The sequence below is a fragment of the [Haemophilus] ducreyi genome, from assembly GCF_900109315.1.
Lineage (GTDB): Bacteria > Pseudomonadota > Gammaproteobacteria > Enterobacterales > Pasteurellaceae > Haemophilus_B > Haemophilus_B ducreyi.
The window spans coordinates 17,733-32,060 of record NZ_FOJC01000011.1; the positions used below are offsets into that span (position 1 = coordinate 17,733).

Annotated in this window: 9 protein-coding genes, 2 tRNA genes, 1 rRNA gene and 3 pseudogenes; 5 read left to right on the top strand and 10 right to left on the bottom strand. The window is 40.1% G+C overall.

Annotated features, from left to right (window positions below; all coding sequences use genetic code 11):
- Positions 1–2 precede the first annotated feature (2 nt).
- Positions 3–1,801 (bottom strand): annotated as a pseudogene (gene frdA / locus BMX01_RS07420) (fumarate reductase (quinol) flavoprotein subunit).
- Positions 1,802–2,150: 349 nt separating this feature from the next.
- On the opposite strand from frdA, the gene epmA reads away from it, so the two are divergent.
- Positions 2,151–3,134, top strand: a complete 984-nt coding sequence (gene epmA / locus BMX01_RS07425; RefSeq protein WP_064082377.1) for an elongation factor P--(R)-beta-lysine ligase — start codon at positions 2,151–2,153, stop codon at positions 3,132–3,134.
- 78 nt (positions 3,135–3,212) lie between these two features.
- Here the strand turns inward: epmA and dapF are convergent, their stop codons facing one another.
- A complete protein-coding gene (dapF, locus tag BMX01_RS07430) occupies positions 3,213–4,037 on the bottom strand; it encodes a diaminopimelate epimerase (RefSeq protein WP_064082378.1) in 825 nt (274 codons plus the stop codon).
- 179 nt (positions 4,038–4,216) lie between these two features.
- On the opposite strand from dapF, the gene BMX01_RS07435 reads away from it, so the two are divergent.
- The gene (locus BMX01_RS07435; RefSeq protein ID WP_064083388.1) at positions 4,217–5,539 is read left to right on the top strand and encodes an anaerobic C4-dicarboxylate transporter; all 1,323 of its coding nucleotides are present in this window, start codon (positions 4,217–4,219) and stop codon (positions 5,537–5,539) included.
- Between the two features lie 54 nt (positions 5,540–5,593).
- Here the strand turns inward: BMX01_RS07435 and BMX01_RS07440 are convergent.
- Both BMX01_RS07440 and BMX01_RS07445 read right to left on the bottom strand, forming a co-directional pair.
- A pseudogene (locus BMX01_RS07440) lies at positions 5,594–5,953 on the bottom strand (CrcB family protein).
- A gap of 2 nt (positions 5,954–5,955) precedes the next feature.
- Positions 5,956–7,020 carry an MFS transporter gene (locus tag BMX01_RS07445; protein ID WP_064083387.1) on the bottom strand — a complete coding sequence of 355 codons (1,065 nt, stop codon included), beginning with the start codon at positions 7,018–7,020 and terminating at the stop codon, positions 5,956–5,958.
- A gap of 95 nt (positions 7,021–7,115) precedes the next feature.
- Between BMX01_RS07445 and BMX01_RS07450 the strand changes: the two are divergent.
- Both BMX01_RS07450 and murQ read left to right on the top strand, forming a co-directional pair.
- Positions 7,116–8,225, top strand: a pseudogene (locus BMX01_RS07450) (anhydro-N-acetylmuramic acid kinase).
- 20 nt (positions 8,226–8,245) lie between these two features.
- Positions 8,246–9,157 (top strand): N-acetylmuramic acid 6-phosphate etherase, encoded by a 912-nt coding sequence (gene murQ, locus BMX01_RS07455; RefSeq protein WP_064082381.1) that lies wholly within the window; start codon positions 8,246–8,248, stop codon positions 9,155–9,157.
- 72 nt (positions 9,158–9,229) lie between these two features.
- On the opposite strand, the gene prmA is transcribed toward murQ, so the two are convergent.
- Positions 9,230–10,111 (bottom strand): 50S ribosomal protein L11 methyltransferase, encoded by an 882-nt coding sequence (gene prmA / locus BMX01_RS07460; protein ID WP_064082382.1) that lies wholly within the window; start codon positions 10,109–10,111, stop codon positions 9,230–9,232.
- A gap of 43 nt (positions 10,112–10,154) precedes the next feature.
- Complete coding sequence (gene tldD / locus BMX01_RS07465) at positions 10,155–11,615, bottom strand: metalloprotease TldD (RefSeq protein ID WP_064082383.1); 1,461 nt, start codon at positions 11,613–11,615, stop codon at positions 10,155–10,157.
- Positions 11,616–11,725: 110 nt separating this feature from the next.
- Here tldD and tilS point away from each other — a divergent pair, with 110 nt between their 5' ends.
- Entirely contained in the window at positions 11,726–13,012 is a 1,287-nt protein-coding gene (gene tilS / locus BMX01_RS07470) for a tRNA lysidine(34) synthetase TilS (RefSeq protein WP_064082384.1), read from the top strand.
- On the opposite strand, the gene xerD is transcribed toward tilS, so the two are convergent.
- From xerD to rrf, 4 genes are all read right to left on the bottom strand, one after another.
- On the bottom strand, positions 13,009–13,902 hold the full coding sequence (gene xerD / locus BMX01_RS07475; RefSeq protein WP_064082385.1) for a site-specific tyrosine recombinase XerD: 894 nt from the start codon (positions 13,900–13,902) through the stop codon (positions 13,009–13,011). The two genes, tilS and xerD, sit on opposite strands and share 4 nt — an antisense overlap.
- A 116-nt stretch (positions 13,903–14,018) precedes the next feature.
- A tRNA-Trp gene (locus BMX01_RS07480) sits at positions 14,019–14,094 on the bottom strand.
- A 38-nt stretch (positions 14,095–14,132) separates the two neighbouring features.
- Positions 14,133–14,209: transfer RNA gene (locus BMX01_RS07485), tRNA-Asp, on the bottom strand.
- Positions 14,210–14,221: 12 nt separating this feature from the next.
- Positions 14,222–14,328 (bottom strand): 5S ribosomal RNA (rrf, locus tag BMX01_RS07490); the annotation flags it as partial.

Genomic DNA, 14,328 nt, shown 5'->3' on the forward strand with positions numbered 1-14,328 from the left:
TCCTATTTTTGTGCCTGTTCTGCTGCTTTTTTAGCTTTTTCTTGCGCTTCAGCTTCTGCACCGTATACCCGTTTTGCTGGCTGTGATTTGGTAATTTTCACATCTGAATATTTAATCGTTGGTTTACCCTCAGCGTTATAATAAGCACGAGTATGTTTTAAATAATTCACATCATCACGTTCAGTATAGTCTAACCGTTGATGCGCACCACGCGACTCTTTACGTTCAACTGCAGAACAAGCAATAGATTGCGCAACATCTAAAATAAAGCCCAATTCAATCTTATAGAGTAAATCAGTATTAAACACACTTGATTTATCCTTAATACTAATATTCTTATAACGTTCTTTAAGCTCTTCAATTTTATTTACCGCCCCTTCCATACTGGCTTGTGTGCGATAAATACCACATCCTTCTTCCATTGCATCGCCCATTTGATTACGAATATCTGCCCAGGATTCATTACCTTCTTGACGTGCTAACATATGTAATCGATCCACCACATCTTGTGCTTGTGCATTAATTTGTGTTTGATGACGAGCGCCTATTTCTTGTGTACGGCGCGCAGCATTTTCGCCCGCTACTTTACCAAATACCACCAATTCAGCTAATGAATTAGATCCTAAACGATTCGCACCGTGTAAGCCTGAAGAAGCACATTCACCAACTGCAAATAGACCTTTAATTGAGGTTTCTGCTTGCATATCCACTTCAATTCCCCCCATTGTGTAATGCACAACAGGGCGAACAGGAATCGCCGCTTTGACAGGATCAACACCTTCATAAGCGCGTGCTAATTCACAAATAAATGGCAAACGTTCAGTCAAATGTTTCTCACCTAAATGACGTAAATCTAAATGTACAACATCAACACCTTTTTCTGTTTTTAATGTATTTCCTTTTCGCCATTCTTGCCAGAATGCTTGGGAAACTTTGTCACGTGGGCCTAACTCCATATATTTATTTTCTGGTTTACCAATCAGTGTTTCTGGGCCAAGACCATAATCTTGCAAGTAGCGGTAGCCATCTTTATTCACTAAAATACCGCCTTCACCACGACACCCTTCCGTCATTAAGATCCCCGTATTTGGTAGCCCTGTTGGATGATATTGAACAAACTCCATATCACGTAATGCTACGCCGTGACGATAAGCCATTGATAAGCCATCACCCGTCACAATGCCACCATTAGTATTAAAACGATAAGTTCGGCAACCACCGCCTGTCGCAATCACGACCGCATTAGCATTGATTTGAACGATGTTACCTTCCATCATATTCATCGCAACACAGCCACGCGCTTCGCCATTATCGGTCAAAATATCTAACACAAAATGCTCATCAAACCGAATAATGTTAGGGTATTTCATCGATGTTTGGAAAAGGGTATGTAATAAATGAAAGCCTGTTTTATCTGCAGCGAACCAAGTACGTTCAATTTTCATCCCACCAAAACGACGCACATTAACTTCGCCATCTGCTCGACGGCTCCAAGGACAACCCCAACGTTCTAATTGAGTCATTTCAAGCGGTGAATGTTCAACAAAATATTCGACAATATCTTGTTCACACAGCCAGTCCCCCCCCCGACAGTATCATTAAAATGATTATCAAATGAATCGCTATCTTTAATCACCGCAGCAGAGCCCCCCTCTGCCGCTACCGTATGGCTACGCATTGGATAGACCTTTGAAATTAAGGCGATTTTCAGATTAGGATTAGCTTCAGCCGTGGCAATTGCTGCACGCAGACCACCACCACCAGCACCTATAATTGCAACATCAAAATTAATACTTTGCATTATGCACTCCAAAATAATGATTATTTCTCAATATAATGAAGCATTGTGCCATTATTCAAGGCGCTGTATAAGCCTGTTTTACACTTTGCTGACATAAAATTTGGCATTTTGTGATCTACCTCAATAAAAGCTAATCAAGCAATAGCAATATAGGGAAATTCGCGATTACCTAGATAAAAACGCTTCGCATTAAGCGGCTAACTTTACAAAATACTATACACAATTATGCGGTAAATTAACTGCTAAAAAAGACCGCTTATGACCCACTAACCACCCAAAGCGCAAATTACACTTCACAAGCATAACAAAATATCGCTAAAATTCAGTTTTTTATGGCAAAAGGCAACTTATGAGTGACGCATCCTTAACAAAGATTAATTGGCAACCGACCGCTTCTATCCAGACATTATTAAAACGTAGCAAAATTATGGCAGAAATCCGTCAGTTTTTTACTGACCGTGGTGTATTAGAAGTGGAAACGCCCGCTTTAAGTGAATACTCAGTCACTGATGTACATCTTTCTACTTTCAGTACCGAATTTCTCTCACCTTTTGCTAAACAAGCAAAAACCTTGCATTTGATAACCAGCCCTGAATACCACATGAAGCGCTTACTCGCGGCAGGAAGCAGTTCGATTTTCCAACTTTGTCGCGTATTCCGCAACGAAGAATCAGGCAAACGCCATAATCCAGAATTTACCATGTTAGAATGGTATCGCCCCCATTTTGATATGTACCGCTTAATCAATGAAGTAGATGACTTGTTACAACAAATCTTAGATTGTGAGCCGATAGAATCCTATAGCTATCAATTTGTATTCCAGACTTATGTCGGATTAGACCCACTGTCCGCTAGCCGTGCACAATTAGTTGAAAAAGCCCGCAAACACGGCTTTGCTTGTGACGAAGATGAAAATCGCGATACCTTATTACAATTTTTATTTAGCGAGATTGTAGAAGCGAATATCGGCCAAGAACGCCCCACAACCGTCTATCATTTCCCATCATCACAAGCGGCATTAGCACAGATTAGCTCAGAAGATCATCGCGTGGCTGAGCGGTTTGAAATCTACTATAAAGGATTAGAGCTAGCAAATGGCTTCCATGAATTAAATGATGCCAAAGAACAAATACACCGTTTTGAACGAGATAATCAATTACGCGAACAGATGAATTTGCCACCACAACCATTAGATATGCGTTTTCTAGCCGCCTTAAAAGCTGGCATACCAAATTGCTCTGGAGTAGCACTAGGTGTCGATCGTTTAATTATGCTTGCCCTCAACGCAAACCATATCCAAGAAGTAATGGCATTTGGTGTTGAAAGAGCATAACCATTGATATGCAAGATAAAGATAATAAGCGGGCAAATTTAGATTCAATTTGCCCGCTTGTATGGCCAATAAAAATAACTATAGTTTAATAAATCCATCATAAATATGCGTCGCCGTGCCTGTCATATAAAGCGGTTTACCCTTGCCTTGCCACTCAATTTGGAGTGTACCGCCGGGCAAACTAACTTGCACATTAGCATCTAGTACACCTTGCATAATACCAACCGCAACCGCAGCACAAGCACCACTACCACAAGCCTTCGTTTCACCTACGCCACGTTCAAACACGCGTAATTTAATATGATGGCGATCAATGATTTGCATAAAGCCAACATTCGCCCGCTCGGGAAAGCGGTGATGTTTCTCTAATAAAGCACCAAGCTGATGTACAATGGCGTTCTCAATATCGTCCACCTGTAACACACAATGCGGATTACCCATCGAAACAACACCGCACAACACCGTTTGTAAATCAGTACGCAAAATGTAGTTTTTCTCAAATTTATTGGCAATAAATGGAATTTTTGCCGGTTCCCAAATCGGCTCTCCCATATTTACCCGCACATTTTCTTCATCCACTAAAGTTAATACCATTTTACCTTTAGCAGTACTGACATACATATCTGATCGATTAATTAAGCCCTTTAGACTAACGAAGCGGGCAAAACAACGCGCGCCATTTCCACATTGAGCAACTTCACTGCCATCTGCATTAAAAATACGGTAGTGAAAATCAAGCTCAGGGTCGTAAGGTGGCTCAACAAGTAACAATTGATCAAAACCGACTCCATAATGACGATCTGCTAATTTACGGATCATATCTTCTGTCAAATAAACATTCTGTGTTACCCCATCAATCACCATAAAGTCATTACCCAGCCCGTGCATTTTTGAAAATTGCATATTATTTCCTATCATAAAAAAAGTTAATTATTAAATATGCTAGAGATTAGTTTTATTTATTGCTATATTAAGCCACCTTTTCACGTAAGGTAAAACAAATAGAAAAGGCTCTCCTCTCTAAGGATAATTTCTTCAAGTATGGAGATTTTTTTACTGAATTACAATGGAGTAATTAAATTATGTCCTCGATGTTTTTTTTACAATTTGCCATAGTTTTACTATGTATTTTAATCGGTGCGCGTGTGGGTGGCATCGGATTAGGTGTATTTGGTGGTTTAGGTTTAGCGATTCTCTCTTTCGGTTTCGGGTTAAAACCTGCGGGCTTGCCTATTGATGTCATGTTTATGATTATGGCGGTTGTTTCTGCAGCTGCTGCAATGCAAGCGGCTGGAGGTTTAGATTATATGATCAAAATCGCGACCAAAATCCTACGCCGTAATCCTAAGTACATTACTTTTATCGCGCCATTAGTCACTTGGACTTTTACTGTATTAGCAGGCACGGGACACGTAGCCTATTCTGTCTTACCTGTTATTGCAGAAGTAAGCCGTCATAATGGTATCCGCCCAGAGCGCCCTCTTTCTATGGCGGTGATCGCTTCACAATTTGCAATTGTTGCTAGCCCTATCTCCGCTGCCGTCGTGGCTGTAGTGGCATTATTAGAACCACAAGGCATTACACTTCCTAATGTATTAATGGTAACGATTCCTGCTACCCTATTAGGCTTAGCACTTGCTTGTGTATTCGTGAATAAAATGGGTACAGAACTTAAAGATGATCCAGAATATCAACGCCGTTTGCAAGATCCTGAATATGTCAAAGCTAACCATACCAACACAGATTCAACAAACATCGAGCTTAAACCAACGGCAAAACTTTCTGTTAGTTTATTCCTATTCGGCGCTTTATTAGTGGTATTAATGGGCGCAGTGCCATCATTACGACCAATCTTTGATGGCAAACCAATGGGAATGGCACACACCATTGAAATTATTATGCTGACAATAAGTGCATTAATCATTTTCTTCTGTAAACCAAATGGTAACGAAATTACCAAAGGTTCTGTATTCCATGCAGGTATGCGTGCAGTTATCGCCATTTTTGGTATTGCCTGGTTAGGGGATACATTAATGCAAAGCCATATAACTGAAGTGAAAAGTATGGTATCAGGCCTCGTTGAAACTGCGCCTTGGGCATTTGCTTTTGCGCTCTTTATTTTATCTATCTTAGTAAACAGCCAAGGGGCAACCGTTGCTACACTTTTCCCATTGGCAATTGCTATCGGTATTCCAGTACCCGTTATGATTGGGGTCTTTGTTGCCGTAAATGGTTACTTCTTCATTCCTAACTATGGCCCAATCATTGCCTCAATTGACTTTGATACCACTGGCACCACTAAGATTGGCAAATATATTTTCAACCATAGCTTTATGCTACCTGGTTTATTAAGTATGGTATTTAGTATCTGCTTTGGTTTGTTAATCGCCAATATGGCATTTTAATCTCGCCATAAAAAAGCCCTCAGCAAATAAGCTTGAGGGCTTTTTGCTAAAAAGTTAATAAAATCGACCGCTTACCCAAAATTTTGCCACTAAAATCCCTAGTATAGTCAATACTAAACCGCCAATTAAATGCGCACTAATTACCGCTAATCCTCACCAATATTTTTCGCTTAAAATGAACTGACTAACCTCTGCCGAAAAACTAGAAAACGTAGTAAAACTGCCTAAAAAACCGGTGACAAACAATAATTTTTGTGCGTCTTGCAAATTAACACCTAGCGTAATGCCAATTAAAAAACAACCGCATAAATTCACAAACAAGGTACCAAATGCAAATTGAGTCAAAAAGGGATTAAACCAAACCGCTAATTGCCAACGTAAAATAGCGCCCAATGAAACAAGCAACATATTCATCATTACACCAAAAATAAATGCGGAATTAAATTCATCACAATTACTGTCGCAATTGATAACAATAGCCGAGATGCGCCAAAAATAAAGCCGCGATTTACGCCGTTATCAAATTTTACTAATAAATTCACCATTGCCGTTAACGCATATACCTCTACCACCGTAAATATAACTAAATACAGATAAGCTGAAAATAACGAAATATAATGCAATGTAATAAACCACGGCACAATCATTGCTGCAGCTAAGATCGGCGCAACCCATACCGTTTGTTTAGCGTTTAAATTGATTTTTCGCGAAAAATAACTCTGTAATAACACTGTCAGCAAACCATTCACAAACAATGCGATTGGACTATGCTCTGGCATAGCCAATTTGTTATCAAATAAAAATGGAAAAATCACAAAAAAAGAAGTCGCAATTGATAGCGGAATAAACAACATTAAATGCACAAATAAAAACTCTTTGGTAAGAATCTGCTTAATTTGCCCCAAACGGAATTTAACCAATGTTTGTGCTGTTTGAATCTGATAAAACGGCTTCACCATCAAAACAAATAAGCTCGCTTCAATCGCAAAGCAGACCCAAATTAACAACGCAATTTGGTCAAACTTAATAAATGGGATAACCAACAAAGGGGCCACCATTGAAGACATTGAAGTCACTTGCAAATATTTGCCTTGTAGCCTAGTCTTCTCGGCATATTCTTCCCCGGCTAATGCTAACAGACAAGCCTTAGCATTCGTGCTAAATAAACAACTGCCCAAACCAAAACAGACTGTTGCTAACAGCAATATGGCGTAATGATCGGCGGATAAAAAGAAAGCATACGCACAAACATCAAGCAAACAGCCTAACAACATCATCTTGGCTAAGCCATACCGATCGCCCCAAATGCCCGCTAAAATAGCTAATGCTTGATTACAAAAAAACAACAAAGAGAGCGAAAACGCAATCTCAGCATTACTCAAGCCTTTCTTTTGTAGATAAATAAAAAAAACCGTTTGCATTGAAAAAAATGCTAATGTCGAAAAAAAACGACGAATAAGTAAAAGTCTTTGAAGGTGCATAAATCAATAAAAGTTGTAAAAATTAAGCAAGATATTACCGCTTTTGAGCACAATATTCGATATAATTCAACAAATTTTCCAATCAATGAAGCCTTATGCAAAATAACCTCTACCTTGGCATTATGTCCGGCACTAGCCTAGACGGTGTTGATCTCGCATTAATGGATTTTGCATAAAATCCGCCAAAACTGACCGCTTCTAGCTTTACACCAATGCCCGAAAACTTGCGAACATTGCTCACACAATTACTGAAAACAGGTGAAACCAGTTTGCAAAATTTAGGAGAGATAGATCACCAGCTTGGGCAACTTTATACCGATTGTGTACATGATTTTCTAAGACAAAATCAACTGCATGCTCATGATATTCAAGCCATTGGTTGTCACGGACAAACCGTTTGGCATTCGCCAAGTGGCGCATTTCCTTTTACGCTACAACTCGGTGATATGCATTTACTTGCCGCCAAAACAGGCATTACGGTGGTAGGCGACTTTCGACGCAAAAATATCGCATTGGGTGGACAAGGTGCACCGCTTGTACCAGCTTTTCATCAAGGCATTTTTGCCGATCACCGCCGTTTAACCGTGGTGTTAAACATAGGTGGCATTGCTAATATTTCCGTATTAATGCCCAATCAGCAAACATTAGGTTATGATGTTGGTGTCGGCAATGCATTAATGGATAGCTGGATTGAACAGCATCAAGGCAAACATTACGATCACAATGGCGAATGGGCATCAACCGGTAAAGTAAATACCACACTATTAGCAATGTTATTAGATGAGCCCTTTTTTCAACAACCCGCCCCCAAAAGTACTGGGCGAGAGTTATTCAATCTTGAATGGCTAACCCAAAAATTGGAAAAATTACCCGCTTGTGTAGCAGAAGATGTACAACGTACTTTAGTAGAATTCAGCGTCCAAGCAGTGGTAAATGAATTGACGACACTGCAAACTGACAAGCCTAGTTTATTATTGGTCTGCGGTGGTGGTGCCAAAAATCGCCTATTAATGCAACGGCTAACCACATTATTACCTAACTGGAAAGTAACAACCACTACCGCGTATGGCTTAGATATCGATTATGTCGAGGCTGCTGCTTTTGCTTGGCTGGCTCATCAACGCATACATAACCAAGCAAGTAATTTACCTTCTGTTACAGGCGCCTCTCAACCTGTCTGTTTAGGCGCTATTTATCCCGCTTAATCCAACTTGAAACTGAAACAATGATGAAACAACATTTACTTGATAGCCTCACTCAAATGATCACCGAACAGCGTAATCCTGCCTCAATGATGATTGATCAACTCTCGCCATTTGAGTTAGTCAAATTAATCAATGCAGAAGATAAACAAGTACCGCTTGCAGTAGAAAAATGCTTACCGCAAATTGCACAAGCGGTCGAAAAAATTGTGTCAGCCCTACAACAAGGCGGACGTTTAATTTATATTGGTGCGGGTACCAGTGGACGTTTAGGAGTATTAGACGCAGCCGAATGCCCACCGACTTACGGTGTCTCTGCTGAAAAAGTGGTTGGCATTATTGCAGGCGGAAATAACGCACTTCGCCAAGCAATAGAAGGCGTGGAAGATAACCACCAACAAGGACAAATTGACTTACAAGCGATCGATTTTAATGCCAAAGATATACTGGTTGGCATCGCAGCAAGTGGCAGAACTCCTTACGTGCTAGGAGCCTTAACTTATGCTAAAACCATTGGTGCAACAACAGTGGCGATTGCTAGCAATCCAAATTCAATGCTCGCCACAATAGCCGATATTGCAATTACAACGGTGGTAGGTGCCGAAGTATTAACTGGCTCAAGTCGGATGAAATCTGGCACAGCACAAAAACTAGTGCTAAATATGTTAACCACCGCTTCAATGATATTACTTGGCAAATGCTATACTAATTTAATGGTTGATGTACAAGCCACTAATCAAAAATTACAAGCTCGAGCAATAAAAATTGTGATGGAAGCAACAGGCTGTCAATTAGCAACCGCCGAAAAAACCCTTACGCTAGCGGATAATAACGCCAAATTGGCCATTATGATGATGCTAAGTGGCCTAGCCAAAACAGAAGCGTTGCACTTACTTGAACAACACCAAGGTAAATTACGCCAAGCATTAGCTTGATAAAAATACAAAAAAGCGGTCGATTAATACACATTATCTGAATTAATCGACCGCTTTACTGAAGTAAAAATGCTATTGCTTAATGCCAGTAATACGGCACCATTCTTCCTTTTCAACCACTGGATCCAACTTAAATACTGCCGCATACGCTTGGCAAACTGATTCTGCTTGAGTCGCTAAAATACCAGACAGGCCTAAATAGCCTTGAGGCTTAACTAACGTCATAATATTAGGAGCAAGTTCTTTTAACGGGCCAGCTAAAATATTTGCCACTACGACATCTGCTTGTAAAGCTTGCGGTTGATCTTTCGCTAAAAACAGTTGTAACCGATCCGCTACACCGTTAGCTGCCGCATTATTTTGCGACGCTAGTATCGCTTGCGGATCAATATCGATCCCGATCGCTTGTTTAGCGCCTAATTTAAGGGCAGAAATGGCTAAAATACCTGAACCACAACCAAAATCAATCACGGTTTTGCCCGTTAAATCCAAACCATCTAACCACTGCAAGCAAAGGGCTGTAGTCGGATGCGTACCTGTACCAAATGCTAAACCAGGATCTAACATTACATTTACCGCATTCTCATCTGGCACCTCACGCCAACTTGGACAAATCCACAAACGTTGACCAAATTGCATCGGATGGAAGTTATCCATCCATTCCCGTTCCCAATCTTTATCTTCAATTTGTTCAACCTTATGGGCAAAATCAGCCGTAACAAGACCGCTAGTAATTAACACACTAACAACGGCTTGCATATCTGTTTCTGCATCAAATAAGCCCATTACATCCGTGTTACCCCATAAGCGTGTTTCACTGGGTAGCGGTTCAAAAATCGGAGTATCTTGACTATCCATAAAGGTAACTGATACTGCGCCTATTTCTTCTAAAAAATCACTGATTTGTTCAGCATATTTATCTGTACTATTTAAACGAATTTGTAGCCACGCCATATTATTTCCTTTTTATCTTATCCAAACAGAGCAAAATAATGCCTTAACTTCGACCACCCACGGTAATTTTATCTAACTTAACCATTGGTTGCCCCACGCCAACAGGCACTGATTGACCCTCTTTGCCACAAGTTCCAATGCCGGGATCGAGCTCCATTTTACGACCGACCATTGAAACGTGCTGCATCGCTTCAATACCACTTCCAATTAAAGTTGCCCCCGTCACCGGCTTAGTAATTTTACCCTTCTCAATTAAATAAGCTTCTGCGGTAGAAAAAACAAACTTGCCAGAAGTAATATCTACTTGACCACCGCTAAAATGCGGTGCATAAATACCATATTCAACCGATTCAATCATTTCAGCAAAACTATGTTGCCCTTCAGTCAGATACGTATTTGTCATGCGAGGCATGGGTAAATGCGCATAAGACTCACGCCGGCCATTACCCGTTGGTGCAACACCCATTAAACGAGCATTTAATTTATCTTGGATATAACCTCTCAAAATGCCATTTTCAATTAAAACATTACGTTGCGAAGGCACCCCTTCATCATCAATAGTCATGGAACCACGTGCATCAACAATAATGCCATCATCAACAATGGTACAAAGCGGTGAAGTAACTTGCTGACCGATTTTACCCGTAAAGAGCGAAGATTCCTTACGATTAAAATCGCCCTCTAAACCGTGGCCAACGGCTTCATGTAATAAAATACCCGGCCAGCCCGCGCCTAACACAATCGGCATTGTGCCCGCCGGAGCAGGTAATGCCCCTAAATTAACTAATGCCTGACGAACCGCTTCTTTAGCTAAAAATTCTGCCCGGTTATAGCCCACCATTTCGCCATTAAGTACTTGAGGCTCAAAAAACCACGTGAGCCCATAACGACCGCCCGCACCGGCTGAACCACGCTCACGTTTGCCATCTTCTTCTACTAATACGGAAACCGACAAACGCACAAGCGGTCGAATATCTGCGGCTAAAGTTCCATCAGTAGCAGCCACCAATACTTCTTCATAAACCGCCGAAATACCCGCATTCACTTGCATCACACGGCTATCTTCAGCTCGTGCGGTGCGATCGACTAAATGTAATAATTCAACTTTCTGTTCACGACTAATACTATCCAACGGATTGATCGCAGCATAACGCTGAGGAGCAACCGTTTGTTTAAACGACTGTATGGCTAAGTGGCTATGCGTATTATCAATTGAACGAGCTGCCTGCGCACACTGTAATAATTGATTAAAACTAATTTGATCGGCATAAGCAAAACCCGTTTTCTCGCCTGAAACCGCACGGACACCAAAACCACGATCGATATAAAAGCCACCCTCTTTAATAATTGAATCTTCTAATGACCAACTTTCGTCCATACTCAATTGAAAATAGAGATCGGCATAATCAATCTTACGTGTTGAAAATTGATCTAATGCTTGCATTAAATGCGATAATTCAAGCCCACTTGATGTAAGTAAGTTGTGTGAAACCTGATGTAACATATTTGTTCTCTGCTAAATAAAATATGCTAAATTTTAACAAATTATTCTAAGATAAGCTAAAAAAGCGGTAGAATTACCTTTTAATTTTGCTAATTAAGTCAATAATACCTATGTTACTGTCTCGTTTTCAACAACAGCTCACACAGCATTTCCCACAACAGCCAAATGTTTTGCTTTCCCTCAGTGGTGGAATTGATTCTGTCGTCTTATTAGATCTATTTAGCCGTACCACAACACCGCTACGCGCCATCTACATCCATCACGGTTTAAGCGCCAATGCAGATAACTGGGCAGACTTTTGTGAAGCATTATGTAAGCAGTATAATATCCCCTTTATTTTACAAAAGGTTACGGTCGATAAATCCACCGGTATTGAAGCAGGTGCTAGAACTGCACGCTATAAAGCTATTGCTAAGCATATTCAAGCAAATGAAATCTTAGCTACCGCTCATCATCTTAATGATCAAGCTGAAACATTTTTATTAGCATTGAAAAGAGGCAGTGGAGTGAAAGGATTGAGTGCCATGCAAATAGTGAGCCATCGCCAAAATATGACTATTTTCCGCCCACTACTCAGCACCACTAAAAAAGATATCCAACAATATGCCAAACAACAACAATTATGCTGGATTGAAGATGAAAGTAACCAAAATAACCACTATGATCGTAATTTTTTACGTAATCAAATTTTACCGCTACTACTACAACGTTGGCCACAATTCAATCAAATGATTGCACGTAGTGCCAAACATTGCACAGCACAACAACAGTTACTAGCCGAATTATTAGATGAAGAATTACACCGCTACGCTAACATAGATGAAAAAAGCCTACAAATTAGTCAATTTAAACACTTCTCCCCCCTAAAACAACAACAATTAATCCGCTTATGGCTAGCAAAATGCGATATACCAATGCCAACAAGCGCACAATTCGAGCAAATTATAAGCGGTTTCTTAAATTCGGCCACGGATAAAAATCCACAACTAAGACTGGAGAATTGGACATTACGTCGCTTTCAAAAAACACTCTACTTAACACCACAATTAGCAAATACTCAACATTTCTGCCAAATATTATCAGTCAATCAAACCATCGATTTACCAGATAATCTTGGACAATTAACCAGACAACCACAGCAAATTATTTACCAACAAACACATAAAACAAACCGCTTATTACTGCCTGAGTCACTTCGAACCGTACCATTAACAATAAAATTACACCAAACAGGCAAAGTAAAACGTTATCAACACCCACACAGTGAAGAAATGAAAAAGCTATACCAACAAGCAAAAATTCCCGTATGGCAACGAACAAGAACCGTACTAGTCTTCTTTGAAGATCAATTAGTTGATTTATTGACTCAACATAAAAATCCACAAAATAGTGATTAACCTCTAGGATGAAATTGTTTATGTATCGATTTCAAACGCGTTTTCGCAACGTGCGTATAAATTTGCGTAGTAGATAAATCACTATGGCCAAGTAACATTTGTACAACACGTAAATCAGCACCATGATTAATTAAATGCGTGGCAAATGCATGACGCAATACATGAGGAGAAAGTTTTTCAGCATCAATGCCCGCTAATACTGCATAATATTTAATACGATGCCAAAAAGTCTGACGGGTCATCTGTTTAGCGCGCCTACTCGGAAACAACACATCCGATTGCTGATCTGAAAGTAAAATCATTCGACCATAATCAAAGAATTCTTGAATCCAATAACTTGCTTCCTCACCAATTGGCACCAAACGCTCTTTATCACCTTTACCAATAACACGCACCACACCTTGACGTAAATTCAAATTATCTATCGTTAACGAAATTAACTCTGTTACTCGCAAACCTGTAGCATAAAGCAACTCTAACATCGCTTTATCACGTAATTCTATCGGATCTAACGGATTAGGCGCATCAAGTAAACCCATGACTTGCTCTTCGCTTAACGATTTCGGCAAATGTACTCGCTTACGCGGAGAAATTAACATACTAGTTGGATCATCTAAACGATACTTCTCTAAACAAAGAAAGCGAAAAAACTTACGCAAACAACTTATCATTCGAGCCGAACTACTAGATTTATAGCCTTTATCTAATCTATCACCTAAGAAAAGCTGCAAATCAGTATGCGTTAATGTTAAAAACGCCCTCGGCTCAACTAACCAAACCGAAAATAATTCTAAATCTAACCGATATGACAACAAAGTATTTTGAGATAAACCCTGTTCTAACCATAAAGTATCAAGAAATTGTTCAATAATAGGATCTAGCTTTTTCATTAAAAAACCTATTTAAAGTAGTTATCCTCTTATTTTAACAGAATCCATGCTAGAAAATACAAATAGTAGAAAAGCAAAAAGCCGATTAGCATAACTAATCGGCTATTATAAAATGATGGCAGGGGCGGAGAGGCTCGAACTCCCAACACCCGGTTTTGGAGACCGATGCTCTACCAATTGAACTACGCCCCTAAAGATAAAGCGAGTAATGACTCCCCCTATCAAATAAATGGCGGAACGGACGGGACTCGAACCCGCGACCCCCTGCGTGACAGGCAGGTATTCTAACCAGCTGAACTACCGCTCCACAAATTTTGTATATTAACAGTGTCCTACTCTCACATGGGGAAGCCCCACACTACCATCGGCGTAACAGCGTTTCACTTCTGAGTTCGAGATGGATTCAGGTGGGACCACTGCACTATT